Origin of the sequence: Nocardia sp. NPDC049526 (genome assembly GCF_044465765.1) — a bacterium.
In the GTDB taxonomy this organism is placed as follows: Bacteria; Actinomycetota; Actinomycetes; order Mycobacteriales; family Mycobacteriaceae; genus Nocardia.
On the sequence record NZ_JBITMA010000001.1, the window covers coordinates 397,152 to 418,850 of the forward strand.

Here is a 21,699-nt window from a genome sequence, read left to right on the forward strand (position 1 = left end):
TCGGGTAAGTTGATCTCCCATCGACCCGAATCGACAGGGAGTCAACAACGGATGGGATTTCGGCCGATCTGTGCTCCCGCAATCCTCGGCGTGCTGCTGGCCGGAGCGCTGAACGTACCGACACCCGTCGCGCAGGCCGCGCAGCATCCGTGGGCCCCGCCGCCGGTGAACAGCTGTGGTGAGATCGGATTCGACCCGTTGAACCGGGCGCCGGACCCGAACGCACCGCCTCCTCCACCACTGCCCCCTTTGCCCCCGCAGATCGATATCCCGGTACCGGTTCCCGAGATCACGCCGGTTCCGGTCCCTGATCCGCCGCCGGACAACACCCGGATCGATCCGGAACCGCTGCCCACCGACCCGTGCCGCAACCCGTGCCCGGATATTCGGGACACACCGAAACCGTCGGATCCCGCCACCGATCCGGAACCGGAAGGCGCGCCCGACACCGGGTCCAGCTCCGGTTCCGGACCCGGTTCGAGTTCAGGCTCGAGTTCGGGTTCCGGCTCGGGTTCCGGCTCGAGTTCGGGTTCCGGCTCGATCCGCCTGCCGCGCATAGAGTTCCGTCCGGAGATCGAACCCATTCCGATCCCGGTGCCCGGCCCCGACGGAATCGAACCGCAACCCGCACCACCGCCGATCGTGCACCCGGCCGAACCCGGACCGCTGACCGCCGCCATCGCCCCGCCGCTGGTGGAATCGGTGGATCTGGTCGGTCAGGTGACCGGGCACGGTTCAGCTAACCGCACCGATATGCGCTGGCAGGTCGACGGCACCGACCTCGGCATCATGTGGGAGACCAAACCGGGCGAGGTCGCGGTGGCCTTCGGCGACACCTTCGGCGACGGCTGGACCAGTGGCGGCGTGGGCGGGCCCGACTGGCGCAGCAATGTGCTCGGCTACAGCACCGACCACGATCTCACCGACGGACTCGGCATCGACACCATGGTGCAGGACAGCCGCTGTCACGCCACCGAACTGCTGTCCAGCCGCAAGATCAAGAACTGGGAGACGACCACCATCCCGACCTCCGGGTTCGCGATCGGGCAGCGCCAGTTCATGAGCTACATGTCGGTGAACCACTGGAGCCGGATCCCCGGCCTGTGGTCGACCAATTACGGCGGACTCGCGTACTCCGACGACAACGGCCGCACCTGGGTCAAGGATCAGCACGCCAGGTGGGACAACTTCTTCGGGCTCGGCCGGTTCCAGGTGACCGCCATGGTGTCGCAGGGCGATTACGTCTATATGTTCGGCACACCCAACGGGCGGGTCGGCATGATCGGCCTGGCCAGGGTGCCGAAGACCGAGGTGCTGAACAAATCGGCATACCAGTACTGGGTCGGCGGCACCTGGGCCCCCGCGGCCGAAAACCAGGCCACGCCTTTGGTTCTCGGTATGGCAAGCGAGCTGTCGGTGCGCTTCGACAAGGACGCTGAACAGTGGCAGATGGTCTATCTGGATTCGGCGCGCGGTGCGATCGTGATGCGCACCGCGGCGAGCCCGCAGGGCGCCTGGACCGATGGTGTCCAGCTGGTCTCCACCGACGACTATCCGAAGGCCTACGGCGGCTTCATCCATCCGTGGTCGACTAGCGAGGATCTGTACTTCACCATCTCGGCGTGGGATAGCTACAACGTGTATCTCATGCACGCGAAGCTCGATCCGCCGCACTGATCGCGCTCGGATCCGCGCCGACGGTGATTCGGTATGGTGCGCATGTGATCGACCAGCGCATACGTACTTCGCACGGGCGGCTCCGGTGACGCGCGAGACACCGGGCTGGCAGTTCTGGATCGATCGGGGCGGCACATTTACCGATGTGGTGGCCCGTCGACCCGACGGCAAACTCGTCACGCACAAGCTGCTCTCGGAGAATCCGGCGCGCTATGCAGACTCCGCGGTGGCAGGCATTCGCGAAATCCTCGCCGACGCGGGCGCCCCCGCCGATATCGATGCCGTCCGGATGGGCACAACGGTCGCGACCAACGCACTGCTCGAGCGCAAGGGCGAACGGACTGTGCTGGTCATCACCCGCGGCTTCCGCGACGCACTGCGCATCGCCTACCAGAATCGGCCGCAGATCTTCGCGCGCGAGATCGTGCTGCCGGAGTTGTTGCACGAGCACGTGATCGAGGTGGACGAGCGCGTCACGGCGGATGGGACGGTGCTGACCCCACCGGATCTCGACGCACTGGCGGCCGAACTGAAGCCGTTGTACGACAGCGGTATTCGCGCCGTCGCCGTCGTCTGCATGCATTCGCATCTGTATCCCGAACACGAAAAGGCGATCGGCCGGGTTGCCCGCGAGATCGGATTTCCACAGATCTCGCTGTCCAGCGAGGTGAGCCCGCTGATGAAGCTGGTGCCGCGCGGGGACACCACGGTGGTGGACGCCTATCTCTCACCGGTGCTGCGCCGCTACGTCCAACAGGTCGCCGACCAGCTCACCGGTGTGCGGCTGATGTTCATGCAGTCCAATGGCGGACTCACCGAGGCCGGACAGTTCCGCGGTAAGGACGCAATTCTGTCCGGTCCGGCGGGCGGCATCGTCGGCATGGTGCGAATGTCCGAACTCGCCGGATTCGACCGCGTCATCGGCTTCGATATGGGTGGAACCTCCACGGATGTATCGCATTTCGCGGGCGAGTACGAGCGGGTGTTCATTACGCAGATCGCCGGTGTCAGGTTGCGGGCGCCGATGCTCGATATCCATACTGTCGCGGCGGGTGGCGGTTCGATCCTGCATTTCGACGGCAGCCGCTACCGCGTCGGACCCGATTCCGCGGGCGCGGCACCCGGGCCGGCCTGTTACCGCGGCGGCGGACCGCTGACGGTCACCGATGCCAATGTGATGCTCGGCCGCATCCAATCCGAGTATTTTCCAAGGGTTTTCGGGCCGGATGGCAACGAACCGCTCGATGATGCGCTGGTGCGCAGCCGATTCGCGGAACTGGCCGCCGAAATCGCGTCGAGCACCGGTGACGATCGCACACCGGAACAAGTCGCCGAGGGCTATCTCGAAATCGCGGTCGCCAATATCGCCGCCGCCATCAAGCGGATCTCGGTGCAGAAGGGCCACGATGTGACCCGGTACGCGCTGACCACCTTCGGCGGCGCGGGCGGCCAACTCGCCTGCAAGGTGGCCGATTCCCTCGGCATTCGCACCGTTGTGGTGCCGCCCATGGCCGGTGTGCTCTCGGCCCTCGGTATCGGTCTCGCCGATACCACCGCCATGCGCGAACGTTCGGTGGAGTTGCCGCTGCACGAGGAGTCGATGGACCGTGTCGGTGAGATCGCCGACGATCTGGAGGCCATCGCTCGCGCCGAACTTCTCGGTGAGGACGTGCCCGTGCACCGGGTGCGTATCGTGCGGCGCGCCCAGCTGCGCTACGACGGCACCGACACCACGCTCACCGTCGAGCTCACCGAGCCGGCGCAGATGGCAACGGATTTCGTCGAACGCCATCGCGGCACCTACTCCTTCGTACTGGATCGCCCGATCGTGATCGAGGCGCTTTCGGTCGAGGCGACCGGGCTCACCGAACCACCCGATCTCGCCGACCTGGCCGGTCCGCGCCTAGCCACCAGCGAGCCGGAGTCGGTACAACTGCACACCGGTGGCGCTCGGCGTGCGGTATTCCTTTATCGGCGTGCGGAATTGGTGCCGAAGAAAGCAATACGCGGGCCCGCGATCATTACCGAGGCCAACTCCACCACGGTCGTCGACGACGGCTGGCAGGCCGTGGTGAACGACCTCGGGCATCTGATCATGGAACGGGTCGCGGCGGCGGCCGGACCAGAGGCGGGCACCGAAGCGGATCCGGTGCTGCTGGAGGTCTTCAACAATCTGTTCATGTCCATCGCCGAGCAGATGGGCGCGCGGCTGGAGTCGACCGCGCAGTCGGTCAATATCAAAGAGCGCCTGGACTTCTCCTGCGCGCTCTTCGATCCCGACGGCAACCTCGTCGCCAACGCACCGCATATTCCGGTCCATCTCGGATCGATGGGCACCAGCGTCAAGGAGGTCATCCGGCGCAGGCAGGCCGGGGGAATGCGCCCCGGCGACACCTATGCCGTCAACGATCCCTACCACGGCGGCACCCATCTGCCCGATGTCACGGTGATCACGCCGGTATTCGACACCGCGGGCGCCGAGATCCTCTTCTATGTCGCCGCGCGCGGCCATCACGCCGAAATCGGCGGTATCGCACCCGGTTCGATGCCGGCGAACAGCCGTCGCATCGAGGAAGAGGGCGTCATCTTCGACAACTGGCTGCTCGTCGAGGACGGCCGGTTCCGCGAGGACGAGACGCTGCGCTTGCTCACCGAAGCGCCGTACCCGTCCCGCAATCCGGCCACCAATCTCGCCGATCTGCGCGCCCAGATCGCCGCCAATGCCAAGGGCGTCGAGGAAGTCCGGAAGATGATCGAGCATTTCGGGCTCGATGTCGTCGAGGCGTATATGCGGCATGTGCAGGACAATGCGGAGGAATCGGTGCGGCGCGTCATCGATGCGCTCGACGACGGCGAGTACGCCTATCAGACCGATCTGGGTGCGACCATTCGCGTCCGGGTCACGGTGGATCGGGAAAACCGCAGTGCCACCATCGATTTCAGCGGCACCTCGGCACAGCTCGACGGTAACTTCAACGCGCCCTATGCCGTTGCGAACGCGGCGGTCCTGTATGTCTTCCGCACGCTGGTCGCCGACGATATCCCGCTCAACGACGGCTGCCTGCGACCGTTGCAGATCATCGTCCCGCCCGGTTCGATGCTCGCGCCCGAACCGCCCGCCGCGGTCGTCGCGGGCAATGTCGAGACCTCCCAGGCGATTACCGGCGCGCTGTACGCGGCGCTCGGGGTACAGGCCGAGGGGTCGGGCACGATGAACAACATCACCTTCGGCAATGAACGCAGCCAGTACTACGAGACGATCGGATCCGGATCCGGTGCGGGCGACGGCTTCGACGGCGCACCGGTGGTCCAGACCCATATGACCAACTCCCGGCTCACCGATCCGGAGGTGCTGGAGTGGCGGCTGCCGGTACTGCTCGAGGAGTTCTCGGTACGCGCGGGGAGCGGGGGCACCGGTCGATGGCGCGGTGGTGACGGTGCGGTGCGTCGGCTGCGGTTCACCGAAGCGGTGACGGTGTCGACGCTGTCGAGTCACCGCCGGGTGCCGCCGTACGGCATGGCGGGCGGCGGGCCCGGCGCCCTCGGCCGAAACCGGATCGAACGTGCCGATGGCACGGTGCAGGACCTGAGCGGGGCGGATTCGGCGCATCTCGAACCCGGGGATGTGCTGGTCATCGAGACGCCCGGCGGCGGCGGATACGGGAACTGATCACGTTCGAGGCGGCGCCCCGGCAAGCTCACGAGAGTGAGGTAGCTCACATTCGACTGTGTCACGTCGGAAGGAGGTCAGCTGTCCGATGGCTATGAACGACACCAAGAACGTATTGCTGGCCGGGGCGAGCGGTGTGCTGGGCGGCCACATCACCACCGCTCTCCGGCAGTCCGGCTACACCGTGATTTCGCTGTCCCGCGGCGCCGGGGCCGATGTCCGGGCTGATCTGATGAATCGCGACCAGCTGCTGCGCGCGGTCGAGGGCCGCACCGTCGACACCGTGGTGCACGCGGCGACGGCACTGCGCAAGGCGCCCATGCGGCACAAGGATATGTACGCGACCAATGCGCTGCGGATCACCGGCACCGCCAACCTGCTGGAGGCCGCGCACGCCGTCGGTGCCCGGCGGGTCATCGCCGAATCCATGGTCTTCGGTTACGGCTACGGCGATTTCGACGGTCACGTACTCACCGAGGACGACGCCTTCGCGCCGACCGGCGACAAGGCGGTGGAACCGCACCTCGAAGGCATGCGGGTCAAGGAAGAGCTGGTGCTGAATGCCGATGGGATCGAAGGCATCTCATTGCGTTACGGCCTGTTCTACGGCGCGGGCGGCACCGAGGCCATTGTCGGGATGCTGCGCAAACGACAGCTGCCCGTGGTGAACGATCACGGACGTGTGCTGCCGTGGATCAATCTTGCCGATGCGGGTGCGGCGGTGGCCCTGGCCGTCGAAGGCGGAAAGCCCGGTGCCGCATACAACATCGTGGATGACGCCCCGCTCAGCTTCAGTGGACACGTCCGGCTTGTCGCCGAAACCTTCGGCACACCAAAGCCGTTCACGCTACCCGCCTGGATGATGCGGCCCATGTCGTATGCCTACCGCATGACACAGGCCGATATGCGAGTGTCCAACGCCAAGGCGAAGGCGGAACTAGGTTGGCAGCCCCGCTACCCATCCTGCGCGGACGGCCTGCGCGCCTTGGCCGCCGACCAGCAGGTATAGACGCCTCATCTGAATGCGCACAATTGCCCACTTCGTCACAGCCGCGAACGTGGTCGGGTGCACCGACGCCAAGTACGCTCGGAGCAATCATGGCCACGTACTTCGATCCGACGTCATGGTCACCGATGCGGGCCGTCGACATGGGTAAACGCCTCTTCGATCAATCATTGCTCGAGCAATGGCTCGCCTACACCACCGCCTGGGTGGATCCATTGGCCGACTTCGGCGCGGGCACGGTGACCGCGCTCATGCCGGATGTGCTGATGACCGTGCTCAGCGAGGGCATTCTCAGCCGGTTCGGCGGCCAGGAGGTCAGCGCCACCCTGCTCGGCCACGATCTGCACGCGACCCTGCAGGTGCTGAAGGTGCGCAGGCGCGGTGCGCATTTCCAGACCAAGACTGTGCTGTCCCGGCTGCGCTGGGACGATCACCCGATCGAACAGGTCACCGTGATCGCGCACGGCGTCCGGCTGGTGCCCGGTGTGCCCACGAAGGCGCGGGTGCAGCAGCTGGACCTGAACGGAACCGTCACCACCGAGGCGCTCGTCGGCTGGCTCGATACCCACCAGCGCGATTGGAAACTCGACGTCGACGTGAGCGGATTGATCCGGGCGAAGCATCGAAAACGCCGGATCAGCGCGCTGGTGGAGGCGCAGGTGCGCGACAACCTGCTGACCGTCGATATCCACCGGGCGAACTGGTTGGGCATCCGGATCCCCCGCAAGCTGGTCACCGCGCCTGCGATCCTGCTGGATCGGCTACCGAACGACGCACGCATCGTGCACGCCACCCGCGACGGCGATCTGGTCCGGTTCCGGGTGGAGCTGCCGGGGATCACCGGATCGTTCGATCTGGCACAGATCCGCTCGGCCATCGTGGCGGGCACCACGCTGATCATCTTCTGATCGACCCGCGAATTCCCCCTCAGACCTGGGCTTTCCACCATTCCAGCAGCGCGGCCTCGGCCTCGTCCCTGCTGAGCGGTCCGCGATCCAGGCGCAACTCCTTCAGGTATCGCCAGGCCTTGCCGACCTCCGGACCCGCGGAAATGCCGAGCAGTTCCATGATCGCGTTACCGTCCAGGTCCGGACGCACCCGATCCAGATCCTCCTGCTCCTGCAGTTTGGCGATCCGCGTCTCCAACTCGTCATAGGTGGCGCGCAGCGCGGCGGCGCGACGCTTATTCCGAGTGGTGCAGTCGGCGCGGACCAGTTTGTGCAGCCGAGGTAGCAGGTCATCGGCGTCGGTGACGTAGCGGCGCACCGCCGAATCGGTCCACTGTCCCTTGCCGTAGCCGTGAAAACGCAAGTGCAGAAACACCAGTCGCGCCACGTCCTCGGTGAACTGCTTGGGGTACTTGAGCGCGCGCATCCGCTTGCGCACCATCTTCGCGCCGACCACCTCATGGTGATGGAAGCTGACGCCGCCGCCTGCTTCATTGCGCTTGGTATCGGGCTTGCCGATGTCGTGCAGCAGCGCGGCCCAGCGCAGCACCAGATCTGGATCGCCCTCTTCCAGATCGATTGCCTGCTGCAACACAGTCAGCGAATGCCAGTAGACATCTTTGTGCTGGTGGTGCTCATCGATCTCCAGCTTCATCGCGGGCACCTCGGGCAGCACCAGCTGGGCCAGGCCCGTCTCACACATGACGTTGATGCCGTCGATCGGATGCGCGGAGGCGATGAGCTTATCCAGTTCGTTGCGCACCCGCTCCGCGGTGATCCGCTCGATCTCACCGGCCATCGCGACGATCGCGACCCGCACCCGTGGCTCCAGTTCGAAGCCGAGTTGCGCGACGAAACGCGCCGCCCGCAGCATGCGCAGCGGATCGTCGTTGAATGAATCCTCCGGCGCCGCAGGCGTATCCAGCACTCCGGCAAGCAGCGCGTCCATCCCGCCGAGCGGATCGACGAATTCCAGCGACCCGTCGGCCCCGATCTTCACCGCCATCGCATTGACCGTGAAATCGCGTCGCACCAAGTCGCCCTCGAGCGAATCACCGAAGGTGACCTCGGGATTGCGCGACACCCGGTCATAGGTATCGCTGCGGAAGGTGGTGATCTCCAATTGCTGATCGGCCTTCGACGCACTAACCGTGCCGAATGCCAACCCCCCGGTATCCCACAGATGATCGGCCCACCCGCGCAACAACTCCTGTACCTGCTCGGGCCTGGCATCGGTGGTGAAATCCAGATCCGTCCCCAACCGCCCGAGCACCGCATCGCGCACACTGCCCCCGACCAGGTACAACTCATACCCCCGCGCGGTGAACAACTCGCCCAGCGGCGTCAACACATCGGACAACCGTCCCAGCGTGACCGCGGCCGCGGCCAGCAATCGGGTACGTCGATCCAATGCTGCATCCTCGGACTTGGGCGAAACCACGAAGTAGCAGCTTACCGAGCCCGCACAACCGATATTCCAGCGCAACCCGCGCAGCCACCACAGATATATAAGGCCTAGCGCATGAGGCGAGCTGGAGGTACCGAGCGCCGGCCATCCAGCACCCCCTCGGACACGAACACTCAGGTCGCAACCTCGGCACCCACCCGACCACCACGGAGCGAGTCTTACGAGCGACGTTCGCGGCCCGTCTCGCGTCCGAGCGGCCGAAGCGCATGCGCCGCAGGCGCGAGTCTCGGCCGCTCGGACGCGAGACAGAAGGGGGCCGCGAACACGCAGCGCCGCAGGCGCTGCAAATCCAACACAGTAGGATTGCGTGGTGTCTCCGGCCGATCGCGCGAACAGTCGACGCCGCCAGCCCCGGCGCCGCGGTTCGGCCGCCAACGCGGCGAAACCGCGCATGCGCACGGTACGGGAAACCTCGGCGGGTGGACTCGTCGTCGACGGGTTGGACGGCCCGAGCGATAAACGCAGTGCGGCGCTGATCGGGCGGACCGATCGGCGTGGCAGACTGCTGTGGTCGCTACCCAAGGGACATATCGAAGAGGGGGAGACGCCCGAGCAGACCGCGATCCGGGAGGTCGCCGAGGAGACCGGAATCAATGGGATAGTGGTCGCCGAACTCGGCAGCATCGATTACTGGTTCGTCACCGAGGGTCGCCGGGTACACAAGACCGTGCATCATTATCTGCTGCGCTCCATCGGTGGTGAGCTTTCCGATGCCGACGTCGAGGTCACGCAGGTGGCGTGGGTTCCGTTGAGCGAATTGGATTCTCGGCTCGCCTATGCCGATGAGCGGCGCCTCGCCGAAGTGGCGAACCGGATGATCGACCGGATGGAGACCGGCAAGAGATGACCCAGACTTTCCGGCATCGCGCAGCGATTCCGTGGGGGGTGGTGGTCGGGCGACGGGAGGGCCTGTTCCGGATCATCGCGGCGGTCCTGACCTTTCTCGGCTCGGCGACGGCAGTTCCGGTATTGCTCGCCCAGCCCGCCGCCGCCCAGCCGACGACGCCGAATAGTTCGTCGTCGCCGAAATTCCTGAAGCTGACCCTGGATTCGGTGAATCCGTCCGCGGTGACCACCACCAGCGATCCGACACTGACGGTCGCCGGCACCGTCACCAATATCGGCGATCGGGCGGTGGAGGACATCAGTGTCCGCATCCAACGCGCCGCCGCGGTGTCGGCACCGAGCGCGCTGCGCTCGACTCTGCGCTTGGACCAGGTCAACTACGACGTGACCGGTCCGTTCGAAGATGTTGCCGATCGCTTGAGTCCCGGCCAGCGCAAACAGTTCACGATCAGCATCGCGTTGCGCTCCAGCGGCGGTACGGCCGCGCTCGATATCACCAAACCCGGCGTTTATCCACTGCTGCTGAATGTCAACGGGGAACCGGCCTACGGCACCCAGGCCCGCCTCGACGACGCGCGGTTCCTGCTGCCGGTGCTCGGCGTGCCGCCCGCGGTCGATATCAGCTCGCCGGTGCCCGCCGCGCCCGATACCCCGGTGGCGACGACACTGCTGTGGCCGCTGGCCGACCGCCCTCGGCTGGTCGCCGGTGTCACCGGCCCGCTCAATGGGAAGGCCGAGCTCACCGATGACGAACTGGCCGCAGCGCTGGGCAAGGGCGGGCGGCTGGACCAATTGCTCGGCGCCTTGGAATCGGTGCTGGGCACCAACCCGGCCAGTCGCGATCACACGCTGAACTCGGCGGTCTGCATCGCCGTCGATCCCGATCTGCTGATCACCGCGCAGGTGATGACCAAGGGTTATCGCGTACTGGCCAGTCCGTCCGATCCGGACGGTGCGACCAGGGCGGGCACCGGCGCCGATCAGGCCCAGACCTGGCTGGACCGGCTGCGCGCGGTCGCCACATCGACCTGTACGGTCGCGCTGCCGTTCGCGCAGGTCGATATAACAGCACTGGCCGCGGTCGACGATCCCGAACTGTCCACGCGAGCGTTGAACGACCCCGCCGATATCGTCGATTCGATCCTGGCCACCAAATCGGTGCGCGGGGTCAGCGTGCCGGATTCCGGCAGTATCGATGAGAGCGCGGGAATGTTGTTGCGCGGCCACGGTTTCGGGACTGCCGTACTGGCCGATACGGCCGCCGTCCCGCTCGGCACCGCCGGTACCTCGACGGATTCGCAGCCGATCACCACCGGACGCGGCGGCACCGGCAATCAGAGCACCACCAACCAGACGACCTCGAGTCAGCCGCTGCCGGAGACGAGCACGCCGGATGTGGTCCGGCTCGCCGAGATCGCCCCGGTGTCCGTCACACCGGAGCCGACACCGGAACCACAGACCAGCGCGACACCGAGCACATCCGCCCCGAGCACGCCCGCCCCGACCACCGGTGCGGCACCCTCCGGCACCCAGATCCCGCCCGCCGATCCGGCATTGCACGCGGCGACCTTCGATATCTGGTCCGCGACCGCCCTCGCCGCCGTCGGCTCCAACCCGCCCACCCCGTCGTTCACCCCCGCACGCGTCCGTTACGACGTCACCAACGACTCCCGGATGGCCCGCCTGCAGGACGCGCTCGGCGCCATCACCTGGTCCGCGCTGAACCCGGACCCGAGCCGCCCGCGCTCACTGCTGCTGGTGCCGCCGCAACAGTGGAGCGCGAACCGGGAAGAGGCCACCGCGATCCTGAAGCAGGTCGAGCTGCTGCTGCACAACAACCTCGCGACCCCGCGCACGCTCGCCGAGCTGGTCGCCGAATCGCCCGACGCGCAGCCCCACGAACCCGACTATCTGCCGCAGGCCGCCCATGACGCGGTTCCGGACCGCTTCGTACTCCCGCTCCGCGACCAGGGCCGCCGGATCACCGATCTCATGCGTTCGCTGGTCGAGGTGCCCGAGACCGAGCCGACGCCGAACCAATATCTGACCCCGCTGCGCGACGATCTGCTGCGCGTACTGACCCTCTCGGACCGGCGCTCCGGCGATTCCGCACAGCCGGACACCTATGCCCAGCGCCGACTCGACCAGACGACACGCACACTGGACCGGCTCTACGGTTCGGTCACCGTGCTGCCGCCCGGTGGGGTGTACACCTTGGCCTCCGAACAGAGCCCATTGCTATTGGTCGCACGCAATGATCTGCCGGTCGCCATCCGGGTCCGGTTCCGGATCGAGGCACCGACGGAGACGAAGATCACCGATCCCGGCGAGGAGACGCTGCCGCCCACCGGAAGCCGGTCGTTCCAGATCCCGACCGAGGTCACCGATAGCCGTAACCTGGTCATTCCGATCTCTCTTACCACGTCCGACGGCGTCCCACTCGGCAATCCCACCTCGGTCTCGGTGCGTTCGAACGCTTACGGTCAGACCTTGGCAATAATTACGGCGTGTGCCGGAATACTGCTGTTCCTGTTGGCCGGGCGCCGGTTGTTGCGTCGGTTCCGCGGACAGCCGGATCCGGCCGACGAGGGTTTCGATCCGGGCACCCGACGCCGGGTGAACAGGTACCGACGGGCGCGCAGGCGCGTATTACAGCAGCAGGAGCAGCAGGAGGCGGGATGAGGACGAGGACACCTCGCTCGTGCTCGGCTGTCATCGAAACCTCTGATCGGTACCGACCCCCGCACCACTCATGGCATCGTGGAGGACAATCGCGTAACACCCTGGGCGTCATCGGCCCGGCGGCGGGGGATGGCATGGCGCAGGAGGCACGATGAGCGACGATGATCTATCCGCTCATCGGCAACCACCTGTTGATCGGCCCGACGGACCCCAGGCCCGCCGGGCGCCTTCGGCACCCTGGGAACGGCAACTGGCGCAGCCGCCGGCAGAACCGGAGGACGCGGGGATGACTCCCGATGAACGTTTCGGCGATTCGCCGCGCGTACCGCAGGTGAGTCGTCCGGGTCAGCCGCAGCGACCGGTGCCGCCGCCGCGCCCGACACCCCGCGTCTCGCAGCCGTCGACCGGACCGATGGCACCGCCCTCCGGCGCATTGCCCAGGCAACCCCGGCCACAGCAGCGGCCGGTACCCCGTCCTCCGCAATATCCGGAACCGCAGCAATATCCCGAACCGCGGCCGCATCCGGGTCAGCCGTCGCATCCGGGTCAGCGCCAATACCCGGTGCCGCCACAGCAGCCCGGCCCGGCCCGGCCCCGTCCGATGCCGCCCGGTCAGCAGATGCCGCCCGGTCAACCGGTACCGGGACCGCCGGGCGCGCCGCCTCGGGTCCCGCCCCAGCGTTTCGCGCCGCCGCCGAACTACCAGGCGCCGCGACCGAGCTATCAGACACCACCACCACAGCCCCCGGCGACGCGGCAGCCGCCGGTCGAACAACAGCGACCGGTCGATCGCCAGCAACCGGTCGAACGGCGGCAACCGGTCGAACGGCGGCAACCGGTGGAACAGCCGCAACGTCCCGCTCCCCGGGAAGCGGCCAGGCCACGGACCCAGGAATGGCCCGCCGCACCCGCATCGGGGCCGGTCGCCACCGAAACCAAACAGAACGCGAGCTCGCGTCTGCTGCGCGACTCCGGATCGATCGCGATCGCCACCCTGATCAGCCGCGTCACCGGCTTCGGCAAACAGCTGTTGCTGCTGACAGCGCTCGGCCCGGCCGTCGCGAGTGCCTACACCTCGGCCAACCTGATCCCGAATATGATCACCGAGCTCGTCCTCGGCGCGGTCTTGACCGCGATGGTGGTGCCGACGCTGGTGCGTGCCGAACAGGAGGACGACGACGGGGGCGTCGCATTCGTCCGCAGGCTGGTCACCGCCGCCTTCGCCGTGCTCGCCGCGGCCACGCTCTTCGCCGCGGCGGCGACGCCGTTGCTGGCGACCCGGGTCTTCGTCTCCTCGGACGGCAAGGTCAATACCGAACTGACCACGGCGCTGACCTATCTATTGGTGCCCGCCATCTTGTTCTATGGCATGTCGGCGCTGCTCACGGCGATCCTGAATACCCGCCAGAACTTCAAACCCGGGGCCTGGGCGCCGGTGTTGAACAACCTCGTCGTGCTGGTCGTGCTCGGTCTCTACGCCCTGACGCCGGGCGAGATCACCCTGGATCCGGTCCGGATGAGCGATCCGAAACTGCTGGTCCTCGGCGGCGGCATCACCCTCGGTGTGGCCACCCAGGCGCTGAGCCTGCTGCCCGCGATCAAGCGCAACCAGATCGATCTGCGGCCGCTGTGGGGTGTCGACGCGCGACTCAAGCAGTTCGGCAAGATGGGTTCGGCCATCATCCTGTACGTGGTGATCAGCCAGATCGGTCTGATCGTCTCGAACCACATCGCGTCAACGGCCGATGAGGCAGGCCCGGCGATCTATACCAATGCCTGGCTGCTGCTCCAGCTGCCCTACGGCGTGCTCGGTGTCACGCTGCTCACCGCGATCATGCCGCGGCTGAGCCGCAACGCGGCCGCCGATGACACCCCCGCCGTCGTGGACGATCTGTCCGTCGCGACCCGTTTGACGATGATCGCCCTCGTTCCGGTAGTCACCTTCCTCACGCTGGCCGGACCGCAGGTCGGCGAGGCGCTGTTCGGCTATGCGCGGTTCACCGGCGACGCCGCGCGCCTGGGCGAGGCGGTGAGCTGGTCGGCCTTCACGCTGATTCCGTACTCCCTGGTGCTCATCCATCTGCGCGTTTTCTACGCGAGGGAGCAGGCATGGACGCCGACCTGGATCATCCTCGCCATCACGACGATCAAGATCCTGTTCTCGGCACTGGCGCCTGCGCTGGCGAGCGACAGCGGTCAGGTCGTGAAAATCCTCGGTGTCGCTACCGGACTCGGCTTCCTGGCCGGTGCCGTCATCGGCGGCTATCTGCTGCACCAGAGCCTCGGCGATCTGCGCATGGTCAACGTCGGACGCACGGTTACCCGCGTCCTGCTGTCTTCGATCGCGGGTGGCGCGGTCATGCTCATCGTCGACAAGGTGCTCGGACTCGACCGCCTCTCCGGCGGACCCGGCTCGCTGATCCGGGTGATCGTATCGGCAATCGTGATGTTCGCGGTCGCCTTCGGGCTGATGCGCCTGGCCGGTATCCCGGAGATCGTCGCGATCACCGTCGCCGTCTCTCGGCGCCTCGGCTTCACCCCGCCCGCCCCCGATCTCGATCTCGAGGGGCCGGTCGAGGACGAGTACGCGACACAGGTATTCCGGCGGCCCGAGCCGTATGTGGCATACCCTGGTTTCGACCCGTACATGGATGCCCAAACCATGGTGCTACCCGTGATCCGAGCTCATACCGTTGACAGCACCGGTATGGGTGAGTTCCCGTACCCTGTTCGGCAGAGAAGCACAAGTGGCGAGTTCGCCGGAACTTCGACATATCAGGGCGAAGGAGGAACGAGGGTGAGCGACGACGCGGCGCTGGGCGGCGTCCCAGCCGCCGAATCTGCTGCGACCAAGGCAGGCGGGCTCTCCACAGATGTTCCGGAGGCCTCCGATCCCGCATACGCGAATCAGGATGCCGATAGCGGTCCGCCGGAGCACGATTCGGCGTCCGGATCCGGTGAGCAACCGCGGGAGGCCCCGCAGCGCGATCCGATGTACGACACCGGGATGATCCCGATCCCGCCGCAGCTACCGCCGATGGACGACGCGGGTCGAAGAACGCCGCGCGGCCCCAAGCTGATTCCGGGCGCTTCCGTAGCGGGCGGCCGCTACCGGCTGCTCGCGAGTCACGGTGGATCCCGCGGACTCAAGTTCTGGCAGGCGCTCGATATCAAGCTCGACCGCGAGGTCGCGCTCACCTTCGTCGACGCCGATCAGAAGGCGACCGACAACTCCGGTCACGACGGTCCGCAGGCCATCCTGTCGCGCACGCTGCGCTTGGGCCGGATCAACTCGCCGGGCCTGGCTCGCGTACTCGATGTAGTGCGTGGCAGCTCCGGCGGCATCGTGGTGGCCGAATGGACGCCGGGACGCTCGCTGCGCGAAATGGCCGAGACGGTACCGTCGCCGATCGGTGCCGCGCGTGCCATCCGGGCTTTGGCCTCGGCCGCCGAACTGGCCCATCGCGGCGGCGGTTCGCTGTCCATCGACCATCCGGACCGGGTCCGGATCAGTGCCACCGGTGATGCGGTGCTCGCGTTCCCGGGCACGCTGTCCGATTCCGACGCGCAATCCGATGTGCGCGGCCTCGGCGCCATGCTCTACGCGCTGATCACCGCTCGCTGGCCGATCCGTGCCGGTGGCATGACCGGCACGGCAGCGACAGTGGGCGGTTTGCGGCTGGCCGATTTCGGTTCCGACGGCACCCCCGTCGAGCCGCGGCAGATCCGGCCCGAGGTGCCGTTCGAGATCTCGGCGGTCGCGGTCCGTTCGCTGGAATCGAATAAGGGCGTGCGCACCGCTGCGACCGTGCAGCATGTGCTCGAACAGGCGTCGGTGGTCGATCAGAAGACCGATTTCATCCCGGTGCTCCGCCTCGGTCAGCGTCCGTCGAGCGGTGCCGAGGAATCGCTCGCCGATCCGGAATTGCTTGCGGCGGAACGGGAACGCTCGCAGCGGATGATGTGGATCATGGTCGGGCTCGGCATTCTGGCCGCGCTCGTGGTCGGCATCATCATCTGGTGGATGGTCAGCGTTTTCGCGCCGAGCGCCTCGGACGCACCGCTCAACGAGCAGCGCAATATCGGCCTCACCACGAACAGCTCACCCGCGCCCGCGCCCACCTTCGGTGGTACGACGGGGACGGCCGCGGGCGGGGTGCCGGTTCCGGTGACGAGTGTGTCGGTGTTCTCGCCGGAGGGCACACCGGACAATGTCAGCGGTACCGGTGCGGTGCTCGATCACGATCCGGGCACCGTATGGCGCACCGATCAGTACTTCCAGCAGTTCCCGGCGCTCAAGAAGGGCGTCGGGCTGCTGGCCACCCTGCCGAGTCCGGCCAAACTGACGAGCGTCTCGATCGAATCGCCGAGTGCGGGCACCTCGGTCGAGATCCGCACCTCCCCGACGGCCTCGCCCACGCTGGACCAGACCCAGCTGATCGGCTCGGCGCGACTAGAGAACGGCATCACCGAAATCCCGGTCCGCGGTGATCAGGCGGCCCGCTACGTGCTCGTATGGATCACCGGACTCGGCAATTCCGGTGGCCAGTTCCAGACCTCGATCGCCGACCTGCGTTTCGACGCCGCGCCGTAAGCGCCGCTCAGCTCTGCCTCTCGCCGCACGTGTCCGCCCCGTGCTCATCCGCCTCCCCGAATCTTCAGGCCATACAAGTAAGTGCCGCGACAGCTGCGTTCAGGTCCAGCGTCGCCTGCCTGGCTCGGTCTTGGGCGTTCCCAGCGAGTTACCCATGTACTCGCGAAATCAGTTGGCACCTTCCCGCAGTTTCGGATCCCTCTGTGCTCCAACTGGTCTGGTTGCTGCCAATTCTTTACTGACGATATGATCTAGCCGCGCTCTCACTCAGGGGGAGCTCCCCGGGTTCTGGTTGTTCGATCCTGGATGCTGCGAAATTTCGATGGTGGTCGCTCGTGTCCGTCATCGCCGTGAGAGCTGTCCAAGGGGTTGGTTTTGCCGTCCGAACTGAACGAGGATTCCCACGGGGGGAAGTCGCGGCCTGTTGCGTTCCGCGAGCGTTCGTTCGTCCCCGCCGAGCTCACCGATGTCGAACTGCTGCAAGCCCATGTGCGCGGTCAGCGGCATGCCTTCGCCGAGCTTCTGCGCCGCCATAACGACCACCTCTGGCAGACCGCCCTGCGCACCTCCTATACCCGCGAGGACGCGGCTGATTCGCTGCAGGATGCCCTGCTCTCGGCACACCGCACCGCCGCCACCTTCCGCGCCGAGGCCGAGGTGCGCAGCTGGCTGCACGCCATCGTGGTGAACGCCTGCCTGGACCGGATCCGGCGCAACAAGACCCGCCGCGCGGTATCGCTGTCGCCGGAGACCATGCCGGAACCCAAGGACACCCGCGACGATATCGCCGAAATGGAAATGTCACTTGTCATCGACCGTGCGCTGTTCACACTGCCTGAGGAGCAGCGGGCGGCGCTTGTCGCGGTGGAACTGGAGGGGCGTAGTGTCGCGGAAACAGCGGCACTGCTCGGCGTTCCGGAGGGCACCATCAAGAGCCGATGTGCGCGCGGCCGACAGCGGCTCCAAGAACGTTTGGAATTTCTGCGTGATCCGGGGAACCGGAAGTAGTCGAGATGCGTCATTAATAGTGACGGACAACCAGACGATGTACAGGCAGCGCCGCCCGCGACATGCGGGCGGGCATCTACTCGAGAATCCGGAGGTGCGATGGCGACCCGATCCGATCCGCAGCCTCCGTTCTCACCCGAACTGCTCGCCGATCTACACGCCGACAATGTGGCGCCGGAGCTGAGCGAGCAGCTGTGGCCGATGGTCCGCAATGATCCGGACGCCCTGCGGTTCCTGAACTCGCTCGACGATGTCAGCGCTGAATTGCGCGCACTCGGCCGGGACGAGCATGTCATCCACACCATGCCCGCCGATATCGCGGCCCGGCTGGAGGAGTTCGTCGAAGGCCTCGATGGGACGGAGGAGCCCACCGAGCAGGTCGGAACCGTCCATCGGCTGCCCTCGGCCACCACACCGCCGGAATCGTCGGTTGCGGTGTGGCCCGAATCCACCGATGACGCAAAGCATTCCGGGCACGAGGCTGCCATCCCGCTGACGCGACGCGGCACACGCAGACTCCGCTGGCTCGCCGCCGCGGCCGCCGTGATCGCGGTCGTGGCCTGCGTGGCGGTCGCGGTCGACGCACTGCGCGGGCACGAGGTTGCCCCGAGCGCCCAACCGACCACCAGCAGCAGCAATGTCCAACTCGGTGACGAACTCGACGCCACCGTCGCATTGAGCGCCCTCGGTCGCAACGACGTCACCGGCACACTCGGCACCCCGGCGGCTCTGAACCGCTGCGTACATGCCAACGGCCTGGACCGCACCGTCCTCGGTTCGACCGACACCACCTTCCAGGGCAGGGACGCCGTGCTGATCCTGCTCACAGGGCCGCGTCCGCACAAGATCACCGCACTGGTCGTCGGAATCGGTTGCGGCGCCGACGATCCGCAACAGTTGGCACTCACCGACATCGGTTGACGAGTGGGCGACGTCACGTCGTGCGGTTGTCCCACATCACGTCGGGAACAACACCGTTTACCCTGTTGTTGACCGACACGTCTAACGAATCTCCCTCGGAAGGGTCACATGAGCAACGCAGTTCGCGACTTGATCATCGTCGGCTCCGGACCCGCCGGCTATACCGCCGCCGTCTACGCAGCCCGCGCCGAACTCCAGCCCCTGCTGTTCGAGGGTACCCAGTTCGGCGGCGCACTGATGACCACCACCGAGGTCGAAAATTTCCCCGGTTTCCGCGCCGGCATCATGGGCCCGGATCTGATGGAGGAGATGCGCGAACAGGCCAAGCGGTTCGGCGCCGATATCCGGACCGAGGATGTGGACGCCATCGATCTGAACGGCCCGATCAAGACGGTCACCGTCGGCGATGAGACCTACCAGGCCTACGCCGTAATCCTCGCCATGGGCTCGGCCGCGCGCTATCTGAACGTCCCCGGTGAGCAGAAGTTGCTCGGCCGCGGTGTCAGCGCCTGCGCCACCTGCGACGGCTTTTTCTTCAAGGGCCAGGACATAGTCGTGGTCGGCGGTGGCGACTCCGCGATGGAGGAGGCGACCTTCCTCACGAAGTTCGCCAGCACCGTGACCATCGTGCACCGCCGCGAAGAGTTCCGCGCCTCGCGCATCATGCTGGAGCGGGCCAAGGCCAACGAGAAGATCAAGTTCGTGCTCAACGCCGAGGTCGCCGCGGTCAACGGCGATACCAGCGTGACCAGCCTGACACTGCGCGATACCCGCACCGGCGAGACCTCCGAGCTGGCCGCGACCGGTTTGTTCGTGGCGATCGGGCACGATCCGCGCAGCGAGCTGGTCAAGGATCAGGTGGAGCTGGACGACGAGGGCTACGTGCAGGTGCTGCATCCGTCGACCGCTACCAAGGTGCCCGGTGTCTTCGCCGCGGGCGATCTGGTCGACCACACCTACCGCCAGGCCATCACGGCCGCGGGCACCGGCTGCCGGGCCGCGATCGACGCCGAGCGCTGGCTGGCCGAACAGGGTGACATCACCTCGAACACCCTGGATCACGCCGGCAACTCGGTTGCCGTGCCCGCCAACTGATCTCATCACTTTTTGCACTACAAGGAGATACCCATGTCCGAAAACACGGTCACCGTGACCGACGCGTCCTTCGCCGACGATGTGCTGCTCAGTGAGAAGCCGGTGCTCGTCGACTTCTGGGCCGACTGGTGCGGTCCGTGCAAGATGGTCGCCCCGGTGCTGGAGGAGATCGCGGGCACGCACGGGGATAAGCTGACCGTGGCCAAGCTGGATGTGGATGCCAATCCGGGCGTCGCCCGCGATTATCAGATCCTCTCGCTGCCAACTATGATGCTGTTCTCCGGTGGCAAACCGGTCAAGCAAATCGTCGGAGCGAAGGGCAAAGCCGCCCTGCTGCGTGAACTCGACGGCATCATCTGACGTATTCGTCAAAGAACGCCGTCAATCGACGACGCGCCGTAGGATGCCTGGACGCCGGGAATTGTCGTATTCCGGTCCGGGTCTGAGACAATCGACCGACCTCCGGTCGTGCGAGGGTGTGAGCCATCGCACGAGTGGGTACCCGGGTTGACGGAAGGAAAGGGCTCTCACGCATGCACCGACTTCGTCACGGCGATACCGGTCCAGCCGTCGCCGAGGTTCGGAGCACCCTGGCAAGTCTCGGGTTTCTGCATACGCACTCCGCCGCAACAGATCACGCTGATGCGCGAGAGTACTGGATGGACACCGACGCTTCCTTCGATCGCCAGCTCGACTCGGCGGTTCGCGCCTTCCAACAGCACCGCGGACTGCTGGTCGACGGGGTCGTCGGACCGGCTACCTACCGTGCGCTCAAGGAAGCCTCCTATCGCCTCGGTGCCCGCACGTTGATCTACCAGCTCTCCGCACCGCTCTACGGCGACGATGTGGCAACCCTGCAGCGCCGGCTACAGGATCTCGGTTTCTATGTGCACCGCGTCGATGGCTACTTCGGTCCGCACACCCATGAGGCGCTCACCGCATTCCAGCGGGAGATCGGCTTGGCGGCGGACGGCATCTGCGGTCCGGACACGCTGCGCTCGCTGGAACTGCTCGGCGCGCGCGTCACCGGCGGCAATCCGCATCGGATCGCCGAGGAAGAGGTCGTGCACCGGGCCGGGCCGCAGTTGACCGGAAAGCGGATCGTCATCGATCCGGGTCTAGGCGGCCCGGACAAGGGCTTCGCGGTGCCGACCGAATACGGCGATGTCTACGAGTCGGAGATCCTCTGGGATCTGGCCAGCAGGCTGGAGGGCCGGATGGCCGCCACCGGCATGGAAACCTTCCTGTCGCGGCCGTGGGGCGCCAATCCGACCGACGCCGAGCGCGCGGATACCTCCAATGCCTTCGACGCCGATCTGATGATCTCGCTGCGCTGCGCGACCAATCCGAGCCCGTCCGCCAACGGCGTCGCGGGCTTCCACTTCGGCAATTCGCACGGTTCGGTATCGATGATCGGCCAGGTGCTCGCCGGCTTCATCCAGCGTGAAGTGGTCGCGCGAACCTCGTTGCAAGACTGCCGAACTCACGCGCGCACCTGGGATCTATTGCGGCTCACCAAGATGCCGACGGTACAGGTCGATATCGGCTATCTCACAAACGAATACGATGCGTCGGTACTCACCAACCCGCGCATGCGCGATGTGATCGCCGAGGCCATCCTCATCTCGGTGAAGCGGCTGTATCTGCTCGGCCAGGACGATCAGCCAACGGGCACATACACTTTCGCCGAACTGCTGGCGGAGGAATTGGCCGCAGCCGACCGGATGTAGTGAATTACCTTCTGGCTCACTAGATTACGAACAACAAATACTTCCGATACGAGTG

General features: G+C 66.3%; 13 protein-coding genes. 12 read left to right on the forward strand and 1 reads right to left on the reverse strand.

Annotated features, from left to right (window positions below; genetic code table 11):
- The first annotated feature begins 51 nt into the window (after positions 1-51).
- The 4 genes from ACIBW7_RS01745 to ACIBW7_RS01760 all read left to right on the forward strand — a co-directional run bounded on the left by ACIBW7_RS01745 (position 52) and on the right by ACIBW7_RS01760 (position 7,261).
- A complete protein-coding gene (locus ACIBW7_RS01745) occupies positions 52-1,677 on the forward strand; it encodes a DUF4185 domain-containing protein (protein WP_397043074.1) in 1,626 nt (541 codons plus the stop codon).
- A gap of 85 nt (positions 1,678-1,762) precedes the next feature.
- The gene (locus ACIBW7_RS01750; RefSeq protein WP_397043076.1) at positions 1,763-5,347 is read left to right on the forward strand and encodes a hydantoinase B/oxoprolinase family protein; all 3,585 of its coding nucleotides are present in this window, start codon (positions 1,763-1,765) and stop codon (positions 5,345-5,347) included.
- Between the two features lie 88 nt (positions 5,348-5,435).
- A complete protein-coding gene (locus ACIBW7_RS01755) occupies positions 5,436-6,356 on the forward strand; it encodes an NAD-dependent epimerase/dehydratase family protein (RefSeq protein ID WP_397043078.1) in 921 nt (306 codons plus the stop codon).
- An 89-nt stretch (positions 6,357-6,445) separates the two neighbouring features.
- Positions 6,446-7,261 (forward strand): hypothetical protein, encoded by an 816-nt coding sequence (locus ACIBW7_RS01760; protein ID WP_397043080.1) that lies wholly within the window; start codon positions 6,446-6,448, stop codon positions 7,259-7,261.
- A gap of 19 nt (positions 7,262-7,280) precedes the next feature.
- Here ACIBW7_RS01760 and ACIBW7_RS01765 read toward each other — a convergent pair whose 3' ends face one another.
- Complete coding sequence (locus ACIBW7_RS01765) at positions 7,281-8,711, reverse strand: CCA tRNA nucleotidyltransferase (RefSeq protein ID WP_397043082.1); 1,431 nt, start codon at positions 8,709-8,711, stop codon at positions 7,281-7,283.
- A 367-nt stretch (positions 8,712-9,078) separates the two neighbouring features.
- Between ACIBW7_RS01765 and ACIBW7_RS01770 the strand changes: the two genes are divergently transcribed.
- The 8 genes from ACIBW7_RS01770 (at position 9,079) to ACIBW7_RS01805 (ending at position 21,644) form a co-directional block, all read left to right on the forward strand.
- A complete protein-coding gene (locus ACIBW7_RS01770) occupies positions 9,079-9,615 on the forward strand; it encodes an NUDIX hydrolase (protein ID WP_062981726.1) in 537 nt (178 codons plus the stop codon).
- Positions 9,612-12,296, forward strand: coding sequence for a DUF6049 family protein (locus ACIBW7_RS01775; RefSeq protein WP_397043084.1), 2,685 nt, complete (start codon positions 9,612-9,614; stop codon positions 12,294-12,296). Before ACIBW7_RS01770 ends, ACIBW7_RS01775 begins: the two co-directional genes overlap by 4 nt.
- 286 nt (positions 12,297-12,582) lie before the next feature.
- A complete protein-coding gene (locus ACIBW7_RS01780) occupies positions 12,583-16,890 on the forward strand; it encodes a lipid II flippase MurJ (RefSeq protein ID WP_397043086.1) in 4,308 nt (1,435 codons plus the stop codon).
- A 474-nt stretch (positions 16,891-17,364) separates the two neighbouring features.
- The gene (gene sigM / locus ACIBW7_RS01785; RefSeq protein WP_397044133.1) at positions 17,365-17,898 is read left to right on the forward strand and encodes an RNA polymerase sigma factor SigM; all 534 of its coding nucleotides are present in this window, start codon (positions 17,365-17,367) and stop codon (positions 17,896-17,898) included.
- Positions 17,899-17,997: 99 nt separating this feature from the next.
- Positions 17,998-18,819: a hypothetical protein gene (locus ACIBW7_RS01790; protein WP_397043088.1), complete on the forward strand. Its 822-nt coding sequence runs from the start codon at positions 17,998-18,000 to the stop codon at positions 18,817-18,819.
- A 108-nt stretch (positions 18,820-18,927) separates the two neighbouring features.
- Positions 18,928-19,914, forward strand: coding sequence for a thioredoxin-disulfide reductase (gene trxB / locus ACIBW7_RS01795; RefSeq protein WP_397043090.1), 987 nt, complete (start codon positions 18,928-18,930; stop codon positions 19,912-19,914).
- A gap of 33 nt (positions 19,915-19,947) precedes the next feature.
- Positions 19,948-20,274, forward strand: coding sequence for a thioredoxin (trxA, locus tag ACIBW7_RS01800; protein WP_397043092.1), 327 nt, complete (start codon positions 19,948-19,950; stop codon positions 20,272-20,274).
- Positions 20,275-20,447: 173 nt separating this feature from the next.
- The gene (locus ACIBW7_RS01805) at positions 20,448-21,644 is read left to right on the forward strand and encodes an N-acetylmuramoyl-L-alanine amidase (protein ID WP_063042437.1); all 1,197 of its coding nucleotides are present in this window, start codon (positions 20,448-20,450) and stop codon (positions 21,642-21,644) included.
- Positions 21,645-21,699: the final 55 nt, after the last annotated feature.

Excerpts from the sequence above, each read along its gene's own strand:
- ACIBW7_RS01745 (WP_397043074.1), top strand. The coding sequence starts at position 52 with ATGGGATTTCGGCCGATCTGTGCTCCCGCAATCCTCGGCGTGCTGCTG.
- ACIBW7_RS01805 (WP_063042437.1), top strand. The coding sequence starts at position 20,448 with ATGCACCGACTTCGTCACGGCGATACCGGTCCAGCCGTCGCCGAGGTT.
- ACIBW7_RS01790 (WP_397043088.1), top strand. The coding sequence starts at position 17,998 with ATGGCGACCCGATCCGATCCGCAGCCTCCGTTCTCACCCGAACTGCTC.
- trxB (WP_397043090.1), top strand. The coding sequence starts at position 18,928 with ATGAGCAACGCAGTTCGCGACTTGATCATCGTCGGCTCCGGACCCGCC.
- ACIBW7_RS01775 (WP_397043084.1), top strand. The coding sequence starts at position 9,612 with ATGACCCAGACTTTCCGGCATCGCGCAGCGATTCCGTGGGGGGTGGTG.
- trxA (WP_397043092.1), top strand. The coding sequence starts at position 19,948 with ATGTCCGAAAACACGGTCACCGTGACCGACGCGTCCTTCGCCGACGAT.
- ACIBW7_RS01755 (WP_397043078.1), top strand. The coding sequence starts at position 5,436 with ATGGCTATGAACGACACCAAGAACGTATTGCTGGCCGGGGCGAGCGGT.
- ACIBW7_RS01780 (WP_397043086.1), top strand. The coding sequence starts at position 12,583 with ATGACTCCCGATGAACGTTTCGGCGATTCGCCGCGCGTACCGCAGGTG.
- ACIBW7_RS01760 (WP_397043080.1), top strand. The coding sequence starts at position 6,446 with ATGGCCACGTACTTCGATCCGACGTCATGGTCACCGATGCGGGCCGTC.